Raw genomic sequence first — 25496 nt, 5'->3', positions numbered from 1 at the left:
ATTGGTTCTATTAAGGATTGCAGATTTAAGGATTTTTGGTTAAAAGATAAGAATAAATTTTTTAAAATAAATCCTTCTTTACACTGCAATCACCATTGTGTAGCCAATGCTAAAAATAAGCTTATTTTGGATTATCTAAATGTAGATAAAAAACACTTGGAGTTCGTATAATTTTATGAGATGATAAAAAGATCTACAGAAAAGGAAGTATGGGAAAGTGTTATGAATTCACTTAATCCTTCTACCCTTGAAGTTGGTAAGTATTTTTCATATCAAATCTTACATAATACAAGGCACCTTCTCTTTACGCTCTCCAGGTATAAGTTTACAGCTAGGATGCTGGCGAGAAAACCCAAACTGTCAGTGCTTGAATTGGGTTGCAGTGAGGGATTAGGTTCTTTGATTTTAGCAGAAGAGGCTTTAAATGTAACAGCAATTGACTTTGATGAATCTTGTATACAATGGGCACAGAGCCATCTTGAAGATAAGAACATAAAATTCTTGGCAGACGATTTCTTAAGTAAAAAATATGGTGAGTTTGATGCAGTTATCTCTTTAGATGTTATTGAGCACATTGCACCTGAAAATACTGATTTGTTCATTTCCACTATCTGTAGTAACTTAAAACCCAATGGTTTCTGTGTCATTGGTACTCCTAATAAAACTGCAGCTCAGTATTCTTCTTGTGAGAGCCAGAAAGGACATTGCAATTTATTTTTAGCAGAAGAGTTAAGAGAAACCTTTTCCTTAAGTTTTGAAAATGTATTTCTATTTGGTATGAATGATGAGGTAATACATACTGGTTTTGAACCTATGTGTCATTATTTATTTGTGTTAGCGTGTTCTTTAAAAGAGGAAATAAATGAAAGAAATAACAAATGAATATGAATTATGGAAGGGATATTCACCCCAACAAAAGGTAAAGCCCTCTCAGCTGGGTCCACATACTTCTTTTCAGCTTAAATTTTCACCAAGGCACATATTATTTTCTCTCTCAAGGTATAAGTTTGCCGCCAAAATGATCGGAGAGAACAAAACAATTTTGGAACTGGGATGTGGAGATGGTTTTGGCAGTATTACTCTAAGTGAGTTTGCCAAGAGTTTTACTGGGGTTGATTTTGATGAAGAGATGATACGCTGGGCGAAGAAGAATTTAACTAATGAGAAAAGAAGGTATATAAACGATAACTTTCTGGGGAAAAGATATGGCCAATTTGATGCTGTAGTTAGCTTGGATGTGATAGAACATATCTATCCTGAAAATGAAGGGCTTTTTTTTAAGACTTTATCTGATAATATTGTTCATAATGGAATTGTCATAGTTAGCACACCCAATATTGAAACCCAGCGTTTTTCAAAAGAATTTATTAGGGGTGCCCATGTAAATTTGTATAACGCAGAATCTCTTAAGGAAGCAATGAACCGTTTTTTTCATAATGTATTTATCTTCAGCATGAATGATGAAATGATTCACACTGGTTATTGGCCAATGGCTCATTGTTATGTAGCCTTAGGGTGCTATAAGAAGTAAATGTTTTTAATTGTTGGTGCGTCTGGATTTGTTGGCAATAAATTGTATATCTATTTTAAAAATAAAGGACAAGATGTAAAAGGAACATACTATTTAAAAACATTTGAGGATGGAATATACCTTAATCTTAATGAAGCAGATTTTTCAAGGATATTAGAATTAAAGAATTTAACCCATATATTTCTTTGCAATGGAATAACCAATATTGATGAGTGCAAGATTAATAGGGAGGTATCTTACAGAATCAATGTTATAAACACAATTAAGCTTTTGGAAAATTTTATAGAGAAAAATGTTGTTTCTGTCTATTTATCAACAGATATGGTATATAAAGGGGATATAAAATTCTACAAAGAGTCTAATGGTGTATCTCCTATTACAGAATATGGGAGGCAGAAAGTAGAGGTTGAAAATTATATTATGAAAACATTCAAAAGATATATTATCCTTAGATTGACTAAGATTTTTGGTATAGAAAAGGATGATAAAACGCTTTTTACATCATGGTTAGAGCTGCTAAGGGGTAAAAAAACCATCTTTTCTGCTGATGATGTTTTTATTTCTCCTATTTTCATTATGGATGTTGTTCATTCTTTGGATAGATTAGTATCTGGAAGGCATTATGGAATCTTTAATTTAGGAGGATGTGAGCTTTTAACAAGATATGAGCTTTCAAAAAGGCTTGCAAATTTTTTTGGGTATGATTTATCCCTAATTCAGAGGAAATCCATCAAGAGCTTTGGCTTTGTAGAACCAAGACCTTTATTTAGTAGTGTTGATTCTTCAAAGATAATAGAGCTAACCGGGACAAAACTAACCCCCCTTGAAAATTGTTTTAAGTTAATGGTGAAATAAATTCAGCATAAGTGGAAGCTTACAGATGATAAGCTATATAGAGAATGAATAAAAAACCTACAATATCTATAATTATTTTTGCTTTGAATGAGGAGGATTCGCTTAAACTTACTGTAGAAGAGGTTATCTCTGCAATTGATGATAAATTTAGTAATTATGAGATATTTATATTTGATGATGGAAGCTCTGATAAAACAGGAATTATAGCAGATGAGCTTTCTTTTAAAAATTCAAATATTAAGGTTATACACAATATAAAAACTATGGGCATAGGATACAATTACAGGAAAGGGGTTGAATTAGCAAAAAATGATTATGTAATATGGTTTCCAGGGGATAATGCTTTATCTTTAGAATCAATAGAAAGGGTGTTAAATAATAAAGACAAAGCAGATATTATTATTCCATACTCCATAAATCCTGATCTCAGGCCTTTATTAAGACGAATAATTTCTAAAACCTTTGTTTTGGGGTTAAATCTTTTATTTGGACTTAGATTAAAATATTATAATGGGGTAGTTCTTTACAAAAGAGAGGTTATTCGCTCTATTTCCATATCCACGGATAGCTTTGCCTTTCAAGCTGAAGCCATAATTAAATTAGTCAAAAAAGGATACAGTTATATAGAAGTAGGTTATATTACAAAAGAAAGACAATATGGCAAAACAAAGATATTTCAGCTAAAGAATATTATTAATGTATTTAAGGTAATAATTAGTCTTATTTGGGAAATCTATATTATTCAGAGTAAGAGGGAAAAAAGAAATTGAAAGATAGAATATATAGCCTCCTTTTTTTATTAACAGCACTTTTTTCATTCTTTCTTATCTTCCAGACCTTAAAATCTGTCAAGTTCTATCCACAGGCAGATGAGGGATATTACTTTAAATATGCATCATATATAGCAGAAAATGGGGTTTCTGGTTTTTCAGCCATTTGCAAGTGGTATATAGAAAACAAGGATAAGTGGTTGCAAGGTCCGGATCCATTGAGAATTGGAAGCATTCTTCTAGGTGCTTTATTTATAAAGATATGGGGGGCTAATTTCTTAAGCCTCTCTTATCTTTCTTTGCTTTCCTTTTTCTTTCTTTTGCTTTTTTGGTTTTATTTTATTTCAAAATACTTTGATTACAAAACCGCATTTTTCTCTTCCCTTCTCCTTGCATTTTCTCCATTGGATATGGGAATGGCTAGGAGGGCATTAACAGATAGCCTAACCGCTCTATTTTCTATATTGTCTATATTTCTATTTTTTGATTATTTAGAAGCAAAAGGTAAAATAAGATATATATTATTTATTCTTACCTACTCCTTATGCATATTGATTAAACAGATTTCTTTTTTTTTGGTATTTCCTTTTTTTCTCTGGCTTTGCATTCATTGGCTTTCATCTAGGATCTTTAGATTAAAAGAGTTCCTTTTACTTATTATCCCTCCTTTTATTGTTTTTTTAGTATGGATAGGAATAGCAGGTTTTTTTTACACCATAGAGCTTATAAAGATTTATCTGGTTTATCCAAATCCAAATCCATCATACGGGATTCTTTTGTGTTCAGGACCATGGTTTAAACCATTCCTTGACCTTCTTCTTCTCTCCCCAATTGTAACCATTCTTTTCCTTGGTTATATTATCTCTTTCAAGTTTTTCAAGTTTACAAAGGAGGAACTCTACCTTTTGGTAATAACAATTAGCTCCCTTTTTCTAATTTATTACTTCCAAAAAATTATAAGATATGTTATGTTTTTGGATGCACCAATAAGGCTATTTTCTCTCTTAATGCTTAAAAAATTTTTTGAAGGAAAATTCTTTATTTTGCTTTTGCTTATAATAGCCATAATAGGCATTTTAGACCTTCTTTCTTTCTACCATCTTTTTGTTATATGTGGAATTTATGATCCAATAAGCCTTTGGCTTCTTAAAGCAAGAAGACTAATTCCTTAATTTAATGAGACGATTTTAAAATGAAGGTTAGAGAATCAATCTTAATTTTTTCCATCATAAGCATTGCATTGGCTAATATCCTCTTAAATATCAATGTTCAATGGATAGCCTGCAGTGACCATGGGAGGGACTTGTATTATTTCCTGAAGGTTAAAGAGGGTCAAATGCCTTATAGAGACTTTGTTTGGCTATATGGACCACTTATGCTATATTATTATGATGCATTTTATAAGCTTTTGGGCATCAATATTCTTTCGGTAAAGATTGGTCAATCGCTCCTTATTTTTTTCTCCACCTTGACCATTTATTTTTCCGTAAGAAAAATAATAGGACCGATATATGCATTTCTCTCTTCGCTTTATTTTATATTTATTTCTACCTGCTTTTATTGGTCAATTACATATCTTAATAACATGCCTGTTATCCATTTTCCTGTTCGCCATACCTATAACCATACAGGTGCAACCTTTGTAATTTCGCTCCTTTTTTTGTTATTTGTCAAATTTATAAACTCGGAAAAAAGGGGCTATTTGTACCTAATGGGTTTTTTTATGGGAATATTGGGAGGGATAAAAATAAATATAGGGGTTTGCTTTTTTGTTGGGACTTTCTTCTTCCTCCTATTTGAAAAAAACAAGAAAGACCTTTTTGTTTTTTCTTTTATCTTTTTTCTTACATCTTTGTTGATTTATCTTCCTTTTATATATAGTGCAGAGCCTAATATGCTTTTAAAGAGTTTTATGTTTCTTTATTCGCCTGCCGTCCATTTTGGAAATATATTCTATTTCATCCTACTTCCTTTTATCAAATCAGCGGGTGTTTTTCGCACCCCCCTTAATATGGTATCTTCTCTTCCTTTTTTGGCATCCTTTGTTTTATTTTTATCAATCCTTCTTACAATTTTTTTAGGGATTAAAAGGGATGATAATTTCAGATACTTCCTTTTCTTTACCCTTATTACTTTATTTCTTTTTCATGAATTTATCCTTGTCTCAAGCGTATATTCCCTTGAACATTTTAGTCTTCCATCTATCTCTATACTCTTATTTCTTCCCTTTACTATATGGAGAAGGAGATTTCTTTTGATAAAATATATTCTAATTGGCTTTATTTTATTTGCCATTCTTTATAATATGATTGATGGAGGTCTTCGGCTACAAAGGAAAGAGAAATATTGGCTTCCCTTTCCACGGGCAAATATATATGTTCTCAATCACCCCAATTGGGTAATTACAATGGTTGGAGTAGTTGATTTTCTTAAGAAAAACACAAGGGATAATGAAAAAATAATTGCAATTCCAAATGTCCCCCTTTTTTCCTTTCTTTCAGAAAGAAATAATGGAACGCCATTTTATTCCTTTTGTTTGCCAGACCGTCTCACTTTAAATGATGAAAATAGGGTGATTGAGGATATTGAAAGAGAGAAAATAAGGTTTGTTCTTATTTCAAACACTACTTTTGCTTTTACAAGAAAGGAGGCTGGTATTTTTGGCCAAACCCATTGTATTAAGCTTGCAAAATATTTAGAAAGAAACTATAGTTTATTAAAAATATATGGAGATTGGAATGGTAAGGTTGATTGGCTTTATGAAAGTATAGCTATTCTTAAAAGGTGCAAATCATTTAAAAATGAATAAAATAAGCAAATTTGTTTCTTTTTTGGTCTTGTTTTTTGTTGTTTTTCTCTTCTTTGGGAAAGCCCTATTTTCCCATAAAACCTTTGTCTATAGAGACATCCACCTTTTAATGTATCCAATGAAGATATATGCTTCTTCCTGCATAAAGAATGGTATATTCCCCTTTTGGAATCCCTATATCTTATGTGGAGCACCATTTGCTGCCCAGGTACACCACCAGACATTATATCCATTATCAATTATCAATTACATCCTCCCTATATTTTTCTCTTTGGATCTATTTATCTTTCTCCATATATTTCTTGCAGGGGTATTTTTCTATTTGTTGATGAAGGATCAAGGATTAGATAGCTCATCCTCATTATTTGCAAGCCTTTCCTATGCCTTCTCGGGAATATTTCTATCCTTTGGGAATATATTTATAACCATAACAACAGCGACCTGGAGCCCCTTGCTCCTTCTTTTCTATTTAAGAGCCCTAAGGAGAAATAGCATTTTTTATTCAATTGTAAGTGGCTTGGTTATTGCTATTGAATTCCTAGCCGGACTTCCAGATTTCCTTTTTTACGATATTATCCTTTTGAGCCTTTTGTCATTTGCCTTTATCTTTCATAAAAAATCAATTTTTCCCCTAAGGTCTCTTTTTATTACAGGCATTGTATCAATTGGAATTTCCCTCTTTCAACTCTTACCATTCTTGGAGCTTGTTTCTCTTTCTAATAGAAAAGCTGGTATTTCATTTGAACAAAGCTCTTTATGGTCTCTTTTTCCACAAGAATTTATAGGGTTTTTTATTCCTCTCTTTACCTCTATTCCATCCGAAGAAGGCTATGTATTTCCATATTTAGGACAAAAGATGGTAACAAGCTTCTATATAGGAATTTTGCCTATTTTGCTTGCAATTCAGGCTCCATTTTTTATAAGAAGAAGAATTATCCTTTTCTTTTCCTCTATCCTTATTTTTTCTCTATTCCTTTCTATGGGAAAAAACCTTTCTTTATATCCTTTTCTTTATAAATTCCTCCCTTTCTTTTCTTTAATGAGAAATCCCATTAAGACATTACACCTTGTTAGCATTTCCCTCTCCATCCTTGCTGGATTTGGATTTTTTTATTCCAAAGACAAAAGCAAAATTTTTGTTCCTGCAACCCTTCTCTTTTTATTTTTGGCATTTCTTTTCTATTTAAATCCCAAATCACTTTTTTTCCTTGTTGCAAAACTGCCTTCTCCATACAAAACTAACCCTTTTGAAGTAAGTCTATGGTATTCTTTTGTCTTTAAAAATTGCCTATATATTTCCCTTATCCTTTTGATAGCAATTCTTATTCTTAAAAGAAAAAAACACATAGCACCCCTTCTTATTTGCCTTACAATCTTTGACCTCTATCTCTTTAATGGGAATTTAAATTATTTAATAGATGAGGGATTTTATAAAAAAAAGCCAGAGATAGTAGAGATGCTTAAAGGTAAATTTATCCGATATATTCCAGCATCTTCTAACATTCAGGAAATGGTAAAGCATATTGGAGAAAGGTCAAGATATAAGGATTTTTTGCTTTCAAAGGCGATATTGCATGGAAATTTTGGAATGCTTTTTGGTCTTTTTAATGCAGGTGGGTATGAAGGAATAATCCTCTCTGATTTTAGTAATTTGCCAATATATAAGCTAGCAAAGATGCTTGGGGTTAAATACCTTATTTCCAAAGAGAAGGATGGAATTTTTGTCTATGAACAAGATTGCCTTCCAAGTGCATTTATTAAAACTAAAAACTCAAAACTCAAAACTAAAAACTATTGTAAAATTATTAAATATGAGCCGAATAAAGTTTTAATCAAGGTAGATACAGAAAAACCCGGATTTCTGTTTTTATCGGATACATATTATCCTGGTTGGCGTTGCTACATCAATAAAAAAGAAACGAAGATATACAAGGTAAATTATTGCTTTAGGGCTGTTTGTGTTCCAGAAGGGAAGCACATTGTAGAATTTAGGTATATTCCAAGGACATTTATCATTGGCTTGATAGCAAGCATAATTTCCTTTTGTATCATTATCCTTATTCTAATTGACACAAAAAGGTTTTTTTAGATAAAATTTAAATATGGAAAGGGTTTATATCTTTGACACAACCCTGAGGGATGGTGAGCAATCCCCAGGGGCATCAATGAATATATCAGAGAAATTAGCCCTTGCAAAACAGCTTGCAAAGCTTGGTGTTGATATTATTGAGGCTGGGTTTGCTATAGCTTCAGAGGGTGATTTTGAGGCAATAAGGATAATCAGCAATGAGGTAAAAGGACCAACCATATGCAGCCTTGCCAGGGCAAAAGAAGATGATATAAAAAGGGCTTATGAATCAGTAAAGGATGCAGAAAGAAAAAGGATTCATACCTTTCATTCTACATCTGATATACACCTTAAGCATCAATATCGTATAGACAGGAAAGAGGCATTAAAGAGGTCAGTAGAAATGGTAAGGCTTGCAAAAAGCTTCACGGACGATGTTGAATTCTCGCCAATGGATGCAACAAGAACAGATATTGGCTATCTTTGTGAGGTTATTGAGGCAACCATAGAAGCAGGTGCAAGAACAGTAAATATACCCGACACGGTCGGATATAGCATTCCAGAAGAATTTGGAAAAATTATTAAAACAATCACAGAAAGGGTAAAAAATAGGGCTATAATCTCTGTCCATTGCCATAATGACCTTGGGCTTGCTACGGCTAATTCTTTATTAGCCGTGTTAAATGGAGCAAGGCAGGTTGAATGCACAATAAATGGCATTGGAGAGCGTGCAGGCAATTGCAGTCTGGAAGAGGTAGTTATGACCCTAAAGACAAGGCGTGATGTTTTTAATCTTGATACACAAATAAATACAGAGGAGATAATGCGCACAAGCAGGCTTTTAACAAAGATAACAGGAATATCTGTCCAGCCAAACAAGGCAATTGTTGGAGCTAATGCCTTTGCCCATGAATCTGGAATCCATCAGGATGGGCTATTGAAGGAGAAATTGACATATGAAATCATCAAGCCCCAAAATGTAGGACTTTCCCAAACAAAATTCGTCCTTGGCAAACACTCAGGAAGGCATGCCTTCAAAACAAGGCTTAAGGAAATGGGCTATATTCTTTCTGATGAGGAGCTAAATAATGCATTTAAACGATTTAAAAGCCTTGCTGACCAAAAGAAAGAGGTATTTAATGAAGATATAGAAGCATTGATAGAGGAAGAGAAAACACAAATACCAGAAACCTATAGCCTTATAGAGCTTTCTGTTGTAAGTGGAACAAAACAAAAGCCCTCTGCAGAGATAAAACTTAAATTCGGCGAAAAAATTATTGAAAAAACAGCAAGCGGTGATGGTCCTATTGATGCTACATACAAGGCAATACAAGAGCTAACAAAGACAAAAAGCTCTCTTTTAAAATACGAGGTAAAAAGCATTACCGGTGGCACAGATGCCCTTGGAGAGGTTATGGTCTCACTTGAAGAGAAAGGAGGGATAGCAAGGGGTTATGGAGCAGATACAGATATAATTACAGCCTCAGCTAAAGCATATCTCTCTGCGATAAATAAGCTGGTTACAAAGCAAGTCTTTGGTGAATAATAATTTCAAAAAAGAGCCATTTCTTACCATTTCAAGGATAGCAAAAAAAAGGGGCAGTAAATTCTTCCTTGTTGGTGGATTTATAAGGGATTATTTGCTTAAAAAGCCATCAAAGGATATAGATTTCTGCTTTTCAGAAGATCCAATAGGATTTGCAAGGGATGTTTCTAATGTTTTAAAGGGTGCATTTGTTCTTTTGGATGAAAATTGCGGAAGGGTTGTCTTAAAAGACATTACCCTTGATTTTACAAGGATTGAAGGGGATATAGAAAGAGACATTAAAAGGAGGGATTTTACAATAAATAGCCTTGCAATGAAAGGACCTTCTTTTTCAGAGATAATAGATTTAACAGATGGGATTTCTGATATTCAAAAAGGGGTAATCAAAATGGTATCAAAGAATAGCCTCATTGAAGACCCCTTAAGGCTTCTTAGGGCTGTCAGATTTTCATCAAGCCTTAATTTTGAAATAGAAAAAGAGACAATTAAAGCCATAAAGGAGAATGCATACCTTATAAAAAATGTAGCATCTGAAAGGATAAACTATGAGCTGTTTGAGATATTAAAAAACAAAAAATCTTATAAATTTTTAAAGGTCGCCTTTTCTCTTGGCATTCTTTCAGAGGTCATCAAAGAGCTAATTCCATTATCACAAATAGAAGGAAGGGGATATCACCATTTAGATCTATTGGAGCATTCCTTTGAAACAGTAAAACAGATAGAGATAATAGCCGATAATTTCTTATTTATAGAGTATTTAGAAAGGGTAAGGGAATATTTAAATGAAGCTATAGCTTCTGACCATACAAGGCTCTCTATTCTTAAGCTAGTTGGTCTTCTTCATGATTTAGGAAAGCCAGAAACAATAAAGGAAGAAGATGGAAGATTAAGGTTTATAGGACATGAGAGGTTGGGAGAAAAATATGTTCAAGGTATAGGAAAAAGGCTAAAATTTTCTCATAATGAGATTCAAACAATGGCAAGGATTACCCTAAATCATATGAGGATAGGAACCCTTGTTCAAGGTGGAGTAATCACAAAAAAGGCTGTATTTAGATTATTCAAAGACTTAGGCGATGATTTGATTATGCTTCTTATCCTCTCCCTTGCTGACAGGTATTCTGCTGTCGGAGAGGCAACAACAAAGGAGGATATAGAAAATCATGAAAAGGGGATAAAGAAGATATTAGATTTTATCTTTAGTGAAAAAGAGCCAATAAAACCACCAAAGATTGTAAATGGTAAGGAGCTAATGAAAAGGTTTTCTTTAAAGGAATCTCCCTTAATTGGAAAGCTCCTTTTTTTAATTGAAGAAGCATGGATTGAGGGAAAAATAAAAAACAAGAAGGATGCATTTAAGGTTGTGGAGGGATATTTGGAATTTAGGAATTAGGATTTAGGAAATTATAATAAAAGATAGACCAAAAGAACATTCATTTTTGTTTTATCTCCAAAACCTTTGCATATTTTACAAGCCGATGGAATGATGAGAATAATGCCCAAAGAAAACCCTGTATTCCATCTAGCATCCCCAATTTAAAAATATATCTCTTTAAAAAATCAATAAAACAAAGGAAAACCTGAAAAACAAATAAAATATTTGACCTCTGACCCCCTGACCCCCTGACCCCCTGGCTCCTGACTATTTTCTCTGCCTCCAATGTTGAATATTTATTAAATCTTTCAAAATAATCTAAAATGTTTTTATAGCTATAATGAAAAATTGGGTTTTTAAGCCTTCCTATTTTTCCATCTACAATTACCTTTTCGTGTATAATATCATCGCTAAATTTTGCCTTCTCCTTTCTAAATAGCCTTATCTGCTTATCAGAGCATCCACCAAACCTTAAGAGCTTTCCAAGAAAAAATAGCTTGCGAGGAATATAATATGCATCTTCCTTTTTGACTCCAGATTTCAGACTCCAGACTCCAGACTTTAGTATTTCATCTTTTAGCTTCTCGCTTATCCTCTCATCTGCATCAATGCTTAATACCCAATTAAGGCTTGCCATCTGCCTTGCATATTCCTTCTGCTTTCCATAGCCCATCCATTCCTTATGGAATACCTTATCTGTATATTCCTTTGCAATCTCTATTGTTTTGTCAGAAGACCCAGAATCAACAACTATAATTTCATCTACCCATTTTATACTTTCCAGGCAATCCTTTATGCTACCTTCTTCATTATATGTTATTATAATGCAAGAAATTGGGTTCATAATTAATATGCACCCTCTTTTTTTAAAACAACCTTTATTGTTTTAAATAAGATAACAATATCAAGCCATAAAGACCAATTCTTTACATACCATACATCAAAAAATATTCTTTTTTCAAATGTCGCTTCGCTCCTTCCACTTATCTGCCATAAACCCGTAATCCCGGGAGGGGCTAAAAAATAAATACCTGCCTTATCTTTATAAAAAGCCTCAATCTCCTCAGGAAATGCTGGCCGGGGTCCTACAAGGCTCATCTCTCCCTTTAAAACATTTATAATTTGTGGAAGTTCATCTAAAGAGAACCTTCTCAAAAATCTTCCAATCTTTGTAACCCTCGGGTCATCTTTTATCTTCCAATATCTTTCGTATTCCTTTTTTATATTTTCATCCTTTAAAAGCTCCTTAAGCCTTTCCTCTGCATCTTTGGACATTGTTCTAAATTTAAGGCACATAAATGGCCTTCCTCCTTTCCCAATTCTTTTTTGGGAGTAGATAACAGGGCCTTCTGATGTAACCTTCAAAGCCAAAGAAATGAATAAAAGAAAGGGAGAAAGAATAATAAAAAGGAGGCTTCCTATAAGAATATCAAAGATTCTTTTGATAAAGGTATTTCCAGGGTTTAGAATGTTATTCTTTATCTCTAAAGCAAGGGTTTGTTCCTGGAAGAAATGAATCGTATCTATAGAAAGCATAGCTATTCCAAGTAGGTCAGGGACAAAAATTATCTTTTTTGTTTTATCCTGAAGCATATTAATTATCTCAACAAGCCTTTCCCTTTTTAAAGAAGGTATGGCAATAATAACATCATAATCTTTATTTATCCGCTCCTTTATATTGTCAATCCCATAATAAATCTTAACCCCTTTTATTTCTTTTCCCTCTTTAGAAGGATCGTCATCAAAGAAACCAACAACCTCATAACCAAACAATGGTTCTTTTTTTAATCCCTCCAGGATTTTCTTCCCTGTTTCTCCACCGCCAAGAATAAATGCCTTTCTTTTAAAAAGGCCAAATTTCATTAAAGCCCTTTTGATGCTAATTCTGGCAGGAGGGATAATAAAAAACAAAAGAGATTCCATTATAACCATTGCTGTCCTTGAAACCTTTTCTCCCATCTTTGAAATAAAAACAAGGCTAAATACAACTATCATAAATAAAAATATTGCCTTCCATAATGCCTTAATTTCACCCCAAAAGAAGAATTTTTTATTATATAAACCTTCATAGAATAAGAAGAATATAAATAAGGGAAATATCCAAAGGATGTCAGATAGTCCAAATAATACTTCTGGTTTAAATCCAGAATAAATGAGGGGAAATAATTTCTTTCTAAGAAATATAGAGGCTTTAAAAATAATAAATAGGGAGAGAATATCAAAAATAAGGAAAATAGATACCTCTACAAATGGCTTAAATTTTTTCATTCAATTTCTCCTTAACAAAATCTTTAAATTCCTTTATAAATCTTTCCCTTCCAAACCGTTCTGCATTCTCTCTTATTATTTTTGGAAGAAATTCCCTTTTATTAAATTCCTTAATTGCGCTAATTAAAGCCTCCTCTTTTTGTTCATAAAAGAATACCCCTGTTTTATACAGTATTACCGTTTCCTTTAAGCCACCCTCACCATACGCAATTACAGGCGTTCCGCAGGCCTGTGCTTCAACAGGAAGTATGCCAAAATCCTCAATGCCAGCAAAGACAAACGCCCTAGCCTTCTTTAGATATTCTTTCAATCTATCCTCATCCTGCCATCCAAGGAATTCAATATTTTTTCCTGCCCTATCTTTTAAATCTTTTATGCAAGGACCATCGCCAAAGACAAGTAAGGGGAGGGAGAGCTTTGAAAATGCGTTTATAACCAAATCAAACCTTTTATATGGAACAAGTCTTCCTCCTGTTATAAAAAAATTATCCTTTTTCTCCCCTATCTCAAATCTTTCAATATCAATGGGAGGATATATACAAACAGCATCCCTGTTGTAATACCTTTTTATTCTTTCCTTTATATAATGGGAATTTGCTATAAAATGGTCTACATTTTTAGCTGCTTTTAAATCCCAATCTTTTATAAAATTAAGAAAAATATTTGCCATTGCTCCTTTTATTCCCCTAATTTGAGCTAAATAATCTCTTTTAAGCTCCCATACATATCTTATGGGTGTATGGCAATAGCATATATGAATTTGACCTTTCTTTTTCCTTATCCCTTTTGAAACACAATGACAGGATGAGATTATCATATCATAAGAGGAAAGGTCAAATCTTTCTATAGCACAGGGCATAAAGGGAAGATAGCTTCTATATTTTTCCTTTACAAATGGGAATTTTTGGAGAAATGATGTTTTTACCTCTTTATTCAAGATAAATTCTCTTTCCTTAAGAAAATCTATGAGGGTATAAAGGTCTGCATCGGGATAGATAGAAAGCATCTCCTTTAAAACCCTCTCTGCTCCACCATAAGTTACAAGCCAGTCATGGATAATGGCTATTTTCATAAAAGCACCTCTTTAAAAATTAAAGGATTTCTCTGGCTGTTTTTTCTTAAACCAAACATTAGGGCTCTATCCTATTAATCTTAATACTATCAAATCCTCGGTCATAACTGATTAAATCCCTTTCTCCTTTTTCCTCAAGGCAGGCCATTAGATAACAATCTATGATTTCTCTGTTCTCTTCTCTCCATAATTCCAGGGTTCTTTTGATGACCATTTTTTCCTTTATATGAAAGCCTTTATAATCCATCAGAGCCAACAACATAGGAATTATTTCACTTTTATCTACCCCATAAAAACTCTTTAGAACAAAAATAACCTGAAAAAAGATTAAGGTCTTACATTCTATCTTTTCTTCCCCCTCTTCTAATTGACTAAATAAGGTATAAACCCCTTTATATTTTTCCCCTTTATCAGCTAATAAAAATCTCAAAATGACATTAGTATCTATTAACTTCATTTTGCCATTCCTCAATAAAGCCTGTTTCTGTTGCCCTTTCTATTTCCTTTGCATCTGGTTCTATTTTTCCCCTTTTATATTTAGCAAATGCACCAAAGAGTTTGTCTGTTAGCTTTTCCTTCTTAATAGGAATGAATCTTATCCCTTTATCTTCTGGAATAACCTCTACAAGGTCACCTACATTAATGTTATATTTCTTCCTTAGCCATACAGGTATGACTACCTGTCCTTTATTAAAAACCTTCATTAGCATCCATAACCACCTCCTTTTAGTTATACTATAATAGTATAACTGAATTAAATCCTAAAAGTCAAGAGATTTTTAAACTATCTTAGTATATCTCCAAAAACATTTAGAATCTCTCCGGCTGTCTTTTCCCAGCTAAACATCTTCGCCCTTTGGAGGCCTTTTTGCCTTAAGGAATTTTGCAAATCTTTGTCAGTTAGAACCTTATATATCCCTTTGGCTATGTCCTCCGGGTTATATGGATCTACATAATATGCCGCATCACCACATACCTCTGGCAGGCTTGCTGCATTAGATACAATAACAGGACAACCACATGCCATTGCCTCAAGGGGTGGAAAACCAAAACCTTCGTAGAAAGAGGGAAATAGAAATGCGCTTGCTTCAGAATAAAGATAAGGCAATAGATCAGAAGGGACATAATCCAAAAAAATAACCCTATCGTTCAAGGAGAGATCATTAACCATTTTTTCAATTTTAGGATAGAATTTAGAATCTTTCCTTCCTCCAATGATAAATTTAATATCCTTAAGACCAAGGATAACAAATGCCCTAATAGCCATTTCCAAATTCTTATAAGGTCTCATATCGCCAAGATAAAACAAATATTTTTCATAGATTATCCTTTTTTCCTTTCTTGGATAAAACCTTTGCAGATTAATGCCGTTGTGGACTACATAAATTGGCTTATCTTTAATTTTATAATACTCAATAATATCATTTTTTGTATTAGAAGAAACGCATATAATAGTAGATGAACTTCTTAAAAGGATAGGTAAAACATAGCGAAAATAATACTTCATCCTCGGATATATCTCTGGATATTTCAAAGGAAGAACATCATGAATGGTTATGACTTGTTTTTTATTGAATTTCAAAACCCCTTCGGGAATAGGAGAATATAATAAGGATGCATTTCTTGCCTTATAAGGCAATAATGTCTGCTCCCAGATAAGCCTTATTAGATTTCTATTGAAACCTAAATCTAGCGAGACCAAAGGCTTTACAAAAACTACCTTATCTGGGTATAGCCTATATAAATCATAAGAATTTGAATAAACACTAATATCAAAATTGGATTTAGCCTTAAGCAATTCACAAAGAAGCTCATAGGTATAAACAGCCAAGCCTGTAGGGTTTTTATGAAAATGTATTGCACTTATAGCTATCTTTTCCATACAAAATAAAAACAAAAAAGCATAACAAAGCCTTCTGTTATAACCGTAGCATAGGCTGCACCAATTGCACCAAGGGATGGAATAAGAAGGAAATTGAGGAATATATTTAAGGCTGTTCCGATGAATGCAACCAATAAATATAGATTGCTTCTATCTAAAGCTACAAGGGATTGTGTAGCTAGATGGCCAAGAAAAATAAAGAATATTGCTAGAGAGAGGATTTGCAATACAGGAATAGAGGGAAGGAATTTAGCACCATAAATTAGCTTAATTAGAATTGGAGCAAAGAGATAAAGGATAAATGAAACAATTAAGCCAATTCCTCCTAAAACAAAAAACAATTTCCAAAATACCCCTTTAAAATCTTTGGAAAGCTTAGGGAAGAATACAAGCATTATTGTCCCTGGAATAAATAAAATTCCATCCATAATCCGATATGAAACATTGTATATACCAACCTCAAAATCACCCTTCATAATCCCTAACATTATACTATCAATTTTAAAGTATATAAGCCAAAGGAGGGTAATTAACCCAAGAAAAAAGCCCTCTTTAATAAGGTCATTATAACCCATTTCTTCTCCTTTATTTAAAATATCTTTCAATATATCCTTGGTGAGAAAAAGCAAAACAGCTAATCCTAAAATAAGGGATAAAAGCAAAGAAAATGGGGCTAGAAATGCATCTTTAATCCCAAGATAAAAAAGAATAAAAAGAAAGAGAAATGCCAATAATCTTTGAATAGGAAAAATTATTCCCTCAAATCTCATATCCTCAATCCCTCTTAATGATGAAAAGATGATATTTTGAAAAAAGCCCAATATATGGTAAGAAAAGATAAGAAATAGCAAATATCTGTTTATATCTAAAAAAAACGATATAAGAAAAAGGATAAAGAAGGCTATTAGGCTTGCATACATCCTAATAAAAAATGCCTTTTTGAATACATCGGATTTTCCCTTAACTATCCATTTTGTAATTAAAATATCCAATCCCATCTCAACAATAGGCTGGACTATTATTAAAGACAATGCTAATAAAAAGGAGAATTTTCCATATTCTAAAGGACCAATTAAGGATGGTAAAAATATATAAAAAAGGAATGTAATGAGCTTTCCAATGCCCTGTCCTGTGAATTGAAATATAAAATTTCTAGATCCTTTCAATCTTAGAATTTGAAGCAAAAGCTAAAAAATAAAGAGAAATTATTGTAAATGTAAAATCATGGATGAAAAAATCAACCATCTGGGAAAAAAAGACTATAGTAATAGGAATACTTGCAAGGGGATTATAAAAATCTACCTTTTTAAGTAAGCTATAAATAAAGATAAGAGATAAAAAAAAGCCGGGAATTCCTAGTTCAACCAAAATGTTTAGAAAAAGATTATGGGTATGATACCCTTTTTTTTCAAATATTTTGCTAGCTACATGTTCATCAAATACCCGTAATCCTATTCCTGTTATAGGCCTTTTGGAAACCTCATATAAAGCAGCCTTCCACAAAGTAATCCTTGCCGAATCAAAGAATAAACTTCTCAAACCCAAACGAACTCTAGAGACCTGGAAGCTTGCAATTAAAAAAAGGAAAATGCAAATTAAAAGAGATATCTTTGTTAGCGTTATTCTTTTATTATATAGAGAGGCAAGGAAAAGGCCTAAAATAAAAACAAGCCATCCATTTCTGGAGGAAGAAAGAGAGAGATTTATAATAAATAATAGGATGCTAAAATAAAGTTCAATTTTTGAAACCTTTAAGATTAATCCTAAAATTAAACCACAAGCCATAAGAACTCCAAATATATTAGGAGATTGTAAGAAAGAGCTTATTCTAGGATATACACCTAAAGACTCGGGGGGTCTTAATAAATGAAAGATAAAAAGATTGGGAAAAAATGCTTCAATAATCCCAAATATAGCAATTAGTGTTAAAAAGCGAAATATAAAGTAATGGTATGAAGAACGAAGCAATAGGAAAGAGAAAAGCACTATAGGATATGCAGAATATTTTATGGTGAATTTTATGGCTGTCTCTTTAAAGTTAGAAAAAAAAGAACAAATCCATATCCATATAAATAAAAGAATGCCAAATATTAATGCCTTTCTATGATACTTTATTACATCCTTTAGATGCCTTACATTTAAGCAAAATAATACTACAGCAAATAAAGGGACAAGCAAATTATGAAATCCATATTTTATATAAGGCAATTTTGGATGGACCAATAGAGATGAAAAAAACAATAAAGCAAAGAAAATCTTATTTGTCATTATGCCTTATAACATCTCCTATTCCAGCAAGAAACCAAAAAAGCATTACTACCTCTGAATCGCTAAATGTATACTCTGAAATTCCAGAAACAAGAAATCCACAAAATGCAGAGAGTAATCCATATCCCAAGAATAGAGAAATTCCCCTTTTCTTCTTTATTATCAAAAAAGATTCCTTAAAGATACTAAACAAAAAAATAAAAGCAATAAAACCAATGATACCCCTTTCTGAAAGTATCTGGATATAATTGGAATGGGCATGGCAGGTTGAAATGTCAACTAATTTATCTGGATTGATATATGGCTCTATATAAAACTCATAGTTATCTATTCCTATACCAAAAATTGGACTTTTTTTCCATAATTCTATACCTCCCTTCCATAGGCAAAGCCTTTTCCAACTATTTATATCAAGAATGCTTTTTGTCCTATTAATAACCTCAATGGGTGAAAAAAGAAGAAAAAAAATGATAATTAGAGTTGTTCCCAAAAGCCCTGCTTTCCAATTTCTTGTAAGAATAAAGAAGAACAACATCCCACAAAATAATCCAATCCATGCCCCTCTGGTCAAAGAAAGGATTATGGCACAAATGATAATAATTAAACCAGACCCAAGAAATAGGCATTTTTTGTTCCACCAGGGCTTTTGTTTAAAAAAATAAAAGAATAATGGAAAAAAGAAAAGAAAAACTAAAATTTGATGATTTGCAAATGTCATGCAAGAACCAAGAAGGCCACCAATCCTACCAGGCTCTTTTAAATAATGAAACAATCCATACCCTGAGGAGATTATACTTCCAAAAAATAAAAGGAATAATACCCTTTTTATATCTTCATAGCTTAAAATATATGCAACCAGAAAATAAGTAATAACCCAAAGATCCTCCCTGAATCCTCCAATACTCCTTTTAAAATTAAAGGATGTGATTACACCAATAAAAGAGGCAAGAAGAAATAAAAGGATTGGTATGTCTAGCCCTGTCCTTTGAAATCTTCTTTTTTCAATTATCCATCCTAAAAATGCTATCCCTAAACCTATTTGGGATAAAGAGATAGAGATAGGAGAGAATAAAGCAAACATTGCTATTCCAATAAATGAAATTCTCTTTAAATGTATTAAATATATTATTTTTTGAGGAATCTCTTTTATCAAATCTTTTCTTCCAAAAACCTTCTTTTCCCCTCTAAAAAAAGCCTATCTTTTAGATCAATCTCCCTCAACCCCTTTTTAAGCTCAATCATTGTAGAAAGCCCAGCAAAGGGAATTTCTATATTTTCAATCCTTTCAATGAGTATATCATCCTTTGCCTTTTTGTAGTCTATATCGCCTATCTTTCCTATTATATCTATATAAAAATCATCAAAACCAACCCTTATAACTTGGTATTTTTTTACCATTCTTGAGGTAAGTTCTTTAATCTCATCTTCTTTAATAAATTTAGCAAAAGCCTTTTTGAGATTTGTAATATTTTCATTAGAATCTTCTATCACTATATCAATATCATAGGTAGGTCTTTCCAAGCCATGAAGAATAACCGCACATCCTCCGATAAGGATGTATTTTACCCCTTCCTTGTTTAGTGTATTACACAAAAAGGAAAGCTTTTCAAGGGTTATCATATTTTTTTACCCTTTCCTCAAGGTCTTTTTGGGCCTCTTCAAATGACAAAAAGGGATATACACCATATGGATAAAAAACTTTGCTTGCCAAAAGATTATGCCTTTTAAGAGAGGCTTCAAAATCTTTAAGCATTTTGGAAAGTCTCTCTTTTTGAAACCCCCTTTCATACATCTCTTTATATAAATCAAGCCTTGCTGTGAGAAAATCCTTATATTTTTTAATCATTGTTAAATTATACATTATTGCCTTTGATTAGGCAAGGTGCTACTCTAATTTTGTATGTGTTTAGCTGGTTTAAAATTCATTTCTCCCTATATGAACGGAAGAGCTTAAAGAACGGAAGGGCTAACTAAAAGCTTTCTTGCTTCCGCGCTTTAAGCGCTTCCACACTTTCTTTCATTGCTTTCCTTAAAATTAGCTGAACACATACTATTTCATTGCTTTCTTTAAATATTAGCTAAACACGTACCTAATTTTTGTCATTTACCAATGCCTCATAAAGAGCCTTAACTTCCGAGCAAGAATTTTTCACCCCAAATCTTTCTTTGGCAAATTCTTTACCTGCTTCTCCCATTTTCCTTCTTAAAGATTCATCCTCTATTAACTCTATCAATCTCCTTTTTAATGATTCAATATCCCTTGAAGGAATTAAGAACCCTGTTTTTCCATCTATAAATGTCTCTGATATACCTCCTGTATCTGTCCCTATTACAGGCTTTCCTAACAAATGTGCCTCTATTAGCACCCCAGGTAATGCCTCTGTGCCGCAGGAGGCAAGAACAACAATATCCATTGCCTTTATAAAATCATATACATTTTCCCTATAGCCTGCAAAGGTTACAATATCATCAATTTTCATATCGTAAGCATATCTTTCCAATTCAGGCTTTAGGCTACCATCTCCTACAATGAGATAATGCAAATTTTGATACCTTTCTTTCAAAAATAAAGCAGCTTGTAATAAATATCTTTGACCTTTACCTTCTGGTTTATTTATTCCTGCAACTATCCCTACTACAATTTTATCTTCTATATTGTATTCCTTCCTTATTTTACAACCATTATATAAATCTTCATCTATTTCCATCCCTGTGTAAATAACAGATATTTTTAAAGGCTCTACCTTATCAAATTTAATTAGATTCTCTGCCACCCTTTTTGATACGCAAATAATTTTATCAGCAAATTTATAATGCCTCCTGCTTAAAAGGCTGCTTTTTTTGTCTGCCCTGCGATGAAATACCAATTTTAATTTATTGAAAAAGAGCCATTTTACAAATATAGATGGCCAAAAGATCTTACCCTGATGGATATGCAAAATATCTATTCTTTCCATTTTTACAATCTTTGCAAGATTTAATATCCCAATAAAATCTAATGAATTATGGATTATAATAGGACAAACAGCAAGGCCTAGCTTTATTGCCTCTTTTTCTAAATAGCTTCCCTTTGGGCATCCTATAAGGTTATAAACCCCAATTTTACCCAGATTTTCTGCCAGAGAAATAACCCTCTTTTCTGCTCCACCAGAAGTAAAAGATGAGTATAGATGTAAAACCTTTATTTTGCTGGATTTATCCTTTTCCATAACTTACAATATTCCTTAATGCTTGCCCTAAAAAATGTCTCAATATATTTTATATCCCTTCCTTTAACAATAGCCCAATACCTTGCAATGCCTTCTGCCATACCTACATAATCCCTTGTATTTATCTCACTTAAATAGCTTTCTATGGAAGCCTTTTTTATTTCCCAGACATCGCTAATATCAATCAAAACATTCGGATAAACAGGAAGCCATATAGGATAGCTATAAACCATCCCTTTGAAACATCCCTTCTGGCAACATTTTTGAAAGGAGGCATTTAAAGCATGATGGTCGGGGTGATTGTCTATTAAAAACGGTAGAAAGATTATCTCTGGTTTATAGGAAGAAATTTCTATATACAATCTATCGTTAAGCTCATCCTCTTCTTCCCTTAAGCCTCTTTGAGAAAAACCCCAAAATTCAAAATCTCTAACATTAAGCACACTTGCTGATTTTTTAGCCTCTTTTGTGCGAGTATCAGATGAAGAGGTAATATAAACAATCTTTGCAAGACCTCCTCTTTTTGTATGCTTGTATATAGTGCCACCACAGCCTATTGCCTCATCATCTGGATGGGGTGCTAAAACCAGGATTTTTTCGGAAGGTAGGTTTTCCTCTAATGGCAAGGAATATTTTATATAGGGTTGAATAACCTCATACAACCTAAATAGCTTCTGCCAGGTAATAAGCCTTTTCATTGTATGTATTTAGCTCCCTAATATGTGTTGAGCTTCCTTTATGCTAAAGAGCCAGAAATCGCTTTGTTTAATTGTAAATTTTAAATTGTTTAGCGAAGCTAAACACGTACCTATTCTCTAATCTCTAATCCCTAATTCCTCAATAAGCTCTCTCCATTTTTGGATTGTATTTTCTATTGAATATTTTTGTGCTGTTTCACGGGCTTTTAAAGATAAATTTTTATATTCCTCCCCTGACAATGATAACATTTTTTTCATCTTTTTGGCCATGCCTTCTACATCCTTACAAGGGACACTAAAACCATTTTCAGCATCGCGTAGGTATTCGGAAATACCGCCTGCAAGGGTGGATAAAACAACCTTTCCAGATGCCATAGCCTGTAATAATGCACCTCCTATCCCTTCCAAATTAGATGAGAGGACAAAATAATTAGCTGCAGAGAGGAGTTTTTCAACATCATCACGAAACCCAAGCGCCAAAACCCTATCCTTCATCCCCAAATCGTTAATAAGGCTTTTTACTTCATCAGAATCTGTTTTGTGTCCAACCAGAATAAGCTTACAATCTTTGCAATCTATATCTTTAAATGCCTTAAGAAGCACATCCTGAGCCTTTGGCCAATTGGCAATATTTATAAAAACCTTTTCATTATCTTTTATGCCAAACTCTCTCCTTATCTCATATTTTCCTTCATCACAAGGTTTAAATCTTGAAAGCTCTACGCCACTTTCTATAACTACAAGCCTTTCTGGGAAAAAATTATGGCTTTTTAATGCCTCAAAAACCTTCCTTGAGACAACTACAATCCTGTCAGCGAGCCTGTATTTGAGATTTTTTGAGATGAAAGAGGGAATATGGGATGACCTTCTCATAGCTATTATCTTTGGTTTTTTAGCAAGGAATGGATAGATAAATACAATGTAGTTAAATGAGAAAGAGGAATTTGGAATTACTACATCATAATTGCCTTTTTTTATTATTTTATATAGCCTTATGTAGTTTCCTATTTGTAGCCTTCTTTTGCTCCCCTTTCCTTTCTCGTAAAACCTTAAACCTACCTTATTTTCCAATCTCTCTATCATCTCTGAATGGGAAAAGGCAAGGCCAAGATTAACATCATAATATTTGCTTAATTCCCTTGTAGCAAGATATGTCTGCTCCTTTGTTCCACACCATCCATTTCCCTCTATAACCTCTAATATTTTCATTTGGAATGGTATCCTATTCCAAAAAGGAGGTGGACAGCCATATGTGGCACATCGGCAGAGCCATCTACAACAGGCACATCTATTGCATAGGAGGAGGTAAATTTTGTTTCTAGGCAACCAAACAATCTCGGGCTGATTTTAATACGTCTGGCAATAGCAATCTGGACTGTAGGTCCTGATATATAAAAACCATTTGGAAACTCTGCATCATAGCCATTTTCTTTATTTCTAATCGTGCTTTCTGGATGGGTCAACACAATGCCACCTCCTACTCGCAGAATAAAATGAGGATAGAGGAAGGCTCTATTAATGGTAATAAGGTTATAGCCATGTGATATTTCAAAATGTTGCACATTCTCGGGCTTATTTTTTAAAATAATTTTTTGATGGACAAGCTCTAATTCCCACGCCTTATATTCCTTCCATAAGCCAAATCTGTAAGCATAATAGGGAGCTTCCTTAAAGGCTTCAGATTTATATTCTGGTCTATTGACTTTAATATCTTCTTGCCCTTCCTGCCTGATGGTTAAAGCCAGGGGTATGTTAAATTGGCTCCCTCCAAAAAGCTCAAAGGAATAGGAATATTTTACCTCTCCAAAAGAGGGACAAACAAACATTAGAAAAAATAAAGCATTGAGTATTCTCTTCATATCAATCCAAAATAGAAACATTAATACAAAAAAACCAATTTTATTTCAGTATACTTTTGTTTTAGTATATCAGCTTAAATCCTTTATATACCCCAATAGGTACACGCTTGCTTATACCTTTAAGGCATTCTCTAATCGTCCGATTTTTCAGGTATTTTTCTCTCTTCGTTATGATAAAGAGTAAATTTCCTAAATTTAGTAATTCCTTGTTTTCATAAACAACATTTGGATGTGTTTCTGTAAAAACTTTCAAATTATCAAGGTCTCTAAAACAATCTACTAATGTCTCATCTTTGTATTTTTGAGATATGTAATTATCGTCATGCCAGAGTTTGTCAAAATTAATCATTTTGTTTTTCATTATTGTAAATGGTCTTGCCCAGCCGTAATGATATATTTTTGCACCTGTAAGTTTTGCATTTGGTTTTTTTCCGTCTAATAACCTAAATCCTTGAGCATCTCCATATGACCTTATTTGACCATTATTTCTAATAATTCTTACCTCTTGTTTATACCAATTTCGTGCATCTTGATATGTCCAGGCACTACCATAAAAATGTATATAATCAAACACAAGGCCGTCAACCTGTAAATTATCTTTATAGCCTTTCATAGCATTATAAATTTTTTCATAGTCATTCTCATGTATAACTTCATCTGCCTGTAAATAAAATATCCAGTTGCCGGTGCAATTTTCTATGGCAATATTTGATTGCTGGCTAAGTATAAGCCCATTTTTTCTTAATGCAATGTCCCATTCTTCCTCAATAATTTTTATTTTTTCTGATCTTACTGATAAAATTATTTCTTTTGTATTGTCATCTGATTTACCAATATTTACAATAATCTCATCACATAATGGTAATAAAGATTTTATTGACTCAATAATTGGATATTGATATATAACAGCATTTCTGACAAAGGTTGCACCACTTACCTTCATTTATTGTAATTATTCACCCCCTCTTTGTGAAACGGAGAATCTTAAGAAAAAGAGAAAAGGAAAATATCATCTTTGTCTAATTAACCATTTATCCACTTTCTCAATCATTCATATAATCTGTCCAATGATTTGGTCATAATTTGAGTTAATCTTTGTTGTCATAATAGAATCTATATAACCACATCGGTTTGCAAATTCTAACCATACCTGAGTTTTGCATGCTTCACTTTCTGCATCACTTAATTTGGCAATAAATGCGGATTTATATCGCCTTTTCCTCCATTCCTCTGCAATATTTGCACATACCGAACGGGATGACCTTCGGATTTGATCAACTAAGGAA

At 32.9% G+C, this 25496-nt stretch carries 26 protein-coding genes; 9 read left to right on the top strand and 17 right to left on the bottom strand.

What is annotated here, in order from left to right; all coding sequences use genetic code 11:
* Positions 1-222: 222 nt before the first annotated feature.
* Genes AB1630_02175 through AB1630_02135 form a run of 9 tightly spaced genes read left to right on the top strand, consistent with a single transcriptional unit; the run spans position 223 to position 10972 of the window.
* Positions 223-882, top strand: a complete 660-nt coding sequence (locus AB1630_02175; protein MEW6102619.1) for a methyltransferase domain-containing protein — start codon at positions 223-225, stop codon at positions 880-882.
* On the top strand, positions 863-1531 hold the full coding sequence (locus AB1630_02170) for a class I SAM-dependent methyltransferase (protein MEW6102618.1): 669 nt from the start codon (positions 863-865) through the stop codon (positions 1529-1531). The genes AB1630_02175 and AB1630_02170 overlap by 20 nt, the downstream gene beginning before the upstream one ends.
* Entirely contained in the window at positions 1532-2386 is an 855-nt protein-coding gene (locus AB1630_02165; GenBank protein ID MEW6102617.1) for a sugar nucleotide-binding protein, read from the top strand.
* Positions 2387-2430: 44 nt separating this feature from the next.
* On the top strand, positions 2431-3156 hold the full coding sequence (locus AB1630_02160) for a glycosyltransferase family 2 protein (protein ID MEW6102616.1): 726 nt from the start codon (positions 2431-2433) through the stop codon (positions 3154-3156).
* A complete protein-coding gene (locus AB1630_02155; protein MEW6102615.1) occupies positions 3153-4328 on the top strand; it encodes a glycosyltransferase family 39 protein in 1176 nt (391 codons plus the stop codon). The genes AB1630_02160 and AB1630_02155 overlap by 4 nt, the downstream gene beginning before the upstream one ends.
* Positions 4329-4348: 20 nt before the next feature.
* A complete protein-coding gene (locus tag AB1630_02150) occupies positions 4349-5965 on the top strand; it encodes a hypothetical protein (GenBank protein ID MEW6102614.1) in 1617 nt (538 codons plus the stop codon).
* Complete coding sequence (locus AB1630_02145) at positions 5958-8054, top strand: YfhO family protein (GenBank protein ID MEW6102613.1); 2097 nt, start codon at positions 5958-5960, stop codon at positions 8052-8054. Before AB1630_02150 ends, AB1630_02145 begins: the two co-directional genes overlap by 8 nt.
* A gap of 13 nt (positions 8055-8067) precedes the next feature.
* Positions 8068-9579 (top strand): 2-isopropylmalate synthase, encoded by a 1512-nt coding sequence (locus AB1630_02140; GenBank protein MEW6102612.1) that lies wholly within the window; start codon positions 8068-8070, stop codon positions 9577-9579.
* Positions 9572-10972, top strand: a complete 1401-nt coding sequence (locus tag AB1630_02135; GenBank protein ID MEW6102611.1) for an HD domain-containing protein — start codon at positions 9572-9574, stop codon at positions 10970-10972. Before AB1630_02140 ends, AB1630_02135 begins: the two co-directional genes overlap by 8 nt.
* 40 nt (positions 10973-11012) lie before the next feature.
* Here the strand turns inward: AB1630_02135 and AB1630_02130 are convergent, their stop codons facing one another.
* The 17 genes from AB1630_02130 to AB1630_02050 form a co-directional block, all read right to left on the bottom strand.
* Positions 11013-11798, bottom strand: coding sequence for a glycosyltransferase family 2 protein (locus AB1630_02130; protein MEW6102610.1), 786 nt, complete (start codon positions 11796-11798; stop codon positions 11013-11015).
* A gap of 2 nt (positions 11799-11800) precedes the next feature.
* A complete protein-coding gene (gene wbaP / locus AB1630_02125; GenBank protein ID MEW6102609.1) occupies positions 11801-13222 on the bottom strand; it encodes an undecaprenyl-phosphate galactose phosphotransferase WbaP in 1422 nt (473 codons plus the stop codon).
* Entirely contained in the window at positions 13209-14294 is a 1086-nt protein-coding gene (locus tag AB1630_02120) for a glycosyltransferase (protein MEW6102608.1), read from the bottom strand. The genes wbaP and AB1630_02120 overlap by 14 nt, the downstream gene beginning before the upstream one ends.
* Before the next feature lie 58 nt (positions 14295-14352).
* A complete protein-coding gene (locus tag AB1630_02115) occupies positions 14353-14751 on the bottom strand; it encodes a PIN domain-containing protein (GenBank protein MEW6102607.1) in 399 nt (132 codons plus the stop codon).
* Complete coding sequence (locus AB1630_02110; protein MEW6102606.1) at positions 14732-14998, bottom strand: AbrB/MazE/SpoVT family DNA-binding domain-containing protein; 267 nt, start codon at positions 14996-14998, stop codon at positions 14732-14734. Before AB1630_02110 ends, AB1630_02115 begins: the two co-directional genes overlap by 20 nt.
* 80 nt (positions 14999-15078) lie before the next feature.
* Positions 15079-16176 carry a glycosyltransferase family 1 protein gene (locus AB1630_02105; protein ID MEW6102605.1) on the bottom strand — a complete coding sequence of 366 codons (1098 nt, stop codon included), beginning with the start codon at positions 16174-16176 and terminating at the stop codon, positions 15079-15081.
* Complete coding sequence (locus AB1630_02100; GenBank protein MEW6102604.1) at positions 16164-17342, bottom strand: flippase; 1179 nt, start codon at positions 17340-17342, stop codon at positions 16164-16166. Before AB1630_02100 ends, AB1630_02105 begins: the two co-directional genes overlap by 13 nt.
* Positions 17329-18444, bottom strand: a complete 1116-nt coding sequence (locus tag AB1630_02095; GenBank protein ID MEW6102603.1) for an O-antigen ligase family protein — start codon at positions 18442-18444, stop codon at positions 17329-17331. The genes AB1630_02100 and AB1630_02095 overlap by 14 nt, the downstream gene beginning before the upstream one ends.
* Positions 18434-19597: an O-antigen ligase family protein gene (locus tag AB1630_02090; GenBank protein MEW6102602.1), complete on the bottom strand. Its 1164-nt coding sequence runs from the start codon at positions 19595-19597 to the stop codon at positions 18434-18436. The genes AB1630_02095 and AB1630_02090 overlap by 11 nt, the downstream gene beginning before the upstream one ends.
* Positions 19594-20064 (bottom strand): nucleotidyl transferase AbiEii/AbiGii toxin family protein, encoded by a 471-nt coding sequence (locus AB1630_02085; GenBank protein MEW6102601.1) that lies wholly within the window; start codon positions 20062-20064, stop codon positions 19594-19596. Before AB1630_02085 ends, AB1630_02090 begins: the two co-directional genes overlap by 4 nt.
* Complete coding sequence (locus AB1630_02080) at positions 20051-20290, bottom strand: hypothetical protein (GenBank protein MEW6102600.1); 240 nt, start codon at positions 20288-20290, stop codon at positions 20051-20053. The genes AB1630_02085 and AB1630_02080 overlap by 14 nt, the downstream gene beginning before the upstream one ends.
* A gap of 244 nt (positions 20291-20534) precedes the next feature.
* Positions 20535-21653, bottom strand: coding sequence for a glycosyltransferase family 4 protein (locus AB1630_02075; protein MEW6102599.1), 1119 nt, complete (start codon positions 21651-21653; stop codon positions 20535-20537).
* Positions 21626-22351 (bottom strand): PIG-L deacetylase family protein, encoded by a 726-nt coding sequence (locus AB1630_02070; protein ID MEW6102598.1) that lies wholly within the window; start codon positions 22349-22351, stop codon positions 21626-21628. Before AB1630_02070 ends, AB1630_02075 begins: the two co-directional genes overlap by 28 nt.
* 117 nt (positions 22352-22468) lie before the next feature.
* Positions 22469-23560 (bottom strand): glycosyltransferase, encoded by a 1092-nt coding sequence (locus AB1630_02065; GenBank protein ID MEW6102597.1) that lies wholly within the window; start codon positions 23558-23560, stop codon positions 22469-22471.
* Positions 23557-24210 carry a hypothetical protein gene (locus AB1630_02060; GenBank protein MEW6102596.1) on the bottom strand — a complete coding sequence of 218 codons (654 nt, stop codon included), beginning with the start codon at positions 24208-24210 and terminating at the stop codon, positions 23557-23559. Before AB1630_02060 ends, AB1630_02065 begins: the two co-directional genes overlap by 4 nt.
* A gap of 61 nt (positions 24211-24271) precedes the next feature.
* Positions 24272-25153, bottom strand: coding sequence for a glycosyltransferase (locus AB1630_02055; protein ID MEW6102595.1), 882 nt, complete (start codon positions 25151-25153; stop codon positions 24272-24274).
* 108 nt (positions 25154-25261) lie between these two features.
* The coding region (locus AB1630_02050; protein ID MEW6102594.1) for a four helix bundle protein at positions 25262-25496 on the bottom strand (235 nt) is incomplete at its 5' end.

This window comes from bacterium (assembly GCA_040753555.1).
Lineage (GTDB): Bacteria > UBA9089 > UBA9088 > UBA9088 > UBA9088 > JBFLYE01.
The sequence above is the reverse complement of the archived record's forward strand: the minus strand, read 5'-3'. Positions and strand labels throughout refer to the sequence as shown.

Bases quoted from the DNA above. Each gene is read 5' to 3' on its own strand.
- AB1630_02165 (MEW6102617.1), top strand. From the start codon at position 1,532: ATGTTTTTAATTGTTGGTGCGTCTGGATTTGTTGGCAATAAATTGTAT.
- AB1630_02055 (MEW6102595.1), bottom strand. From the start codon at position 25,153: ATGAAGGTAAGTGGTGCAACCTTTGTCAGAAATGCTGTTATATATCAA.
- AB1630_02060 (MEW6102596.1), bottom strand. From the start codon at position 24,210: ATGAAGAGAATACTCAATGCTTTATTTTTTCTAATGTTTGTTTGTCCC.
- AB1630_02145 (MEW6102613.1), top strand. From the start codon at position 5,958: ATGAATAAAATAAGCAAATTTGTTTCTTTTTTGGTCTTGTTTTTTGTT.
- AB1630_02175 (MEW6102619.1), top strand. From the start codon at position 223: ATGAATTCACTTAATCCTTCTACCCTTGAAGTTGGTAAGTATTTTTCA.
- AB1630_02160 (MEW6102616.1), top strand. From the start codon at position 2,431: ATGAATAAAAAACCTACAATATCTATAATTATTTTTGCTTTGAATGAG.
- wbaP (MEW6102609.1), bottom strand. From the start codon at position 13,222: ATGAAAAAATTTAAGCCATTTGTAGAGGTATCTATTTTCCTTATTTTT.
- AB1630_02150 (MEW6102614.1), top strand. From the start codon at position 4,349: ATGAAGGTTAGAGAATCAATCTTAATTTTTTCCATCATAAGCATTGCA.
- AB1630_02120 (MEW6102608.1), bottom strand. From the start codon at position 14,294: ATGAAAATAGCCATTATCCATGACTGGCTTGTAACTTATGGTGGAGCA.
- AB1630_02095 (MEW6102603.1), bottom strand. From the start codon at position 18,444: ATGACAAATAAGATTTTCTTTGCTTTATTGTTTTTTTCATCTCTATTG.
- AB1630_02130 (MEW6102610.1), bottom strand. From the start codon at position 11,798: ATGAACCCAATTTCTTGCATTATAATAACATATAATGAAGAAGGTAGC.
- AB1630_02105 (MEW6102605.1), bottom strand. From the start codon at position 16,176: ATGGAAAAGATAGCTATAAGTGCAATACATTTTCATAAAAACCCTACA.
- AB1630_02080 (MEW6102600.1), bottom strand. From the start codon at position 20,290: ATGATTAAAAAATATAAGGATTTTCTCACAGCAAGGCTTGATTTATAT.
- AB1630_02170 (MEW6102618.1), top strand. From the start codon at position 863: ATGAAAGAAATAACAAATGAATATGAATTATGGAAGGGATATTCACCC.
- AB1630_02140 (MEW6102612.1), top strand. From the start codon at position 8,068: ATGGAAAGGGTTTATATCTTTGACACAACCCTGAGGGATGGTGAGCAA.
- AB1630_02070 (MEW6102598.1), bottom strand. From the start codon at position 22,351: ATGAAAAGGCTTATTACCTGGCAGAAGCTATTTAGGTTGTATGAGGTT.
- AB1630_02075 (MEW6102599.1), bottom strand. From the start codon at position 21,653: ATGGAAAAGGATAAATCCAGCAAAATAAAGGTTTTACATCTATACTCA.
- AB1630_02110 (MEW6102606.1), bottom strand. From the start codon at position 14,998: ATGAAGGTTTTTAATAAAGGACAGGTAGTCATACCTGTATGGCTAAGG.
- AB1630_02085 (MEW6102601.1), bottom strand. From the start codon at position 20,064: ATGATAACCCTTGAAAAGCTTTCCTTTTTGTGTAATACACTAAACAAG.
- AB1630_02065 (MEW6102597.1), bottom strand. From the start codon at position 23,560: ATGAAAATATTAGAGGTTATAGAGGGAAATGGATGGTGTGGAACAAAG.
- AB1630_02115 (MEW6102607.1), bottom strand. From the start codon at position 14,751: ATGAAGTTAATAGATACTAATGTCATTTTGAGATTTTTATTAGCTGAT.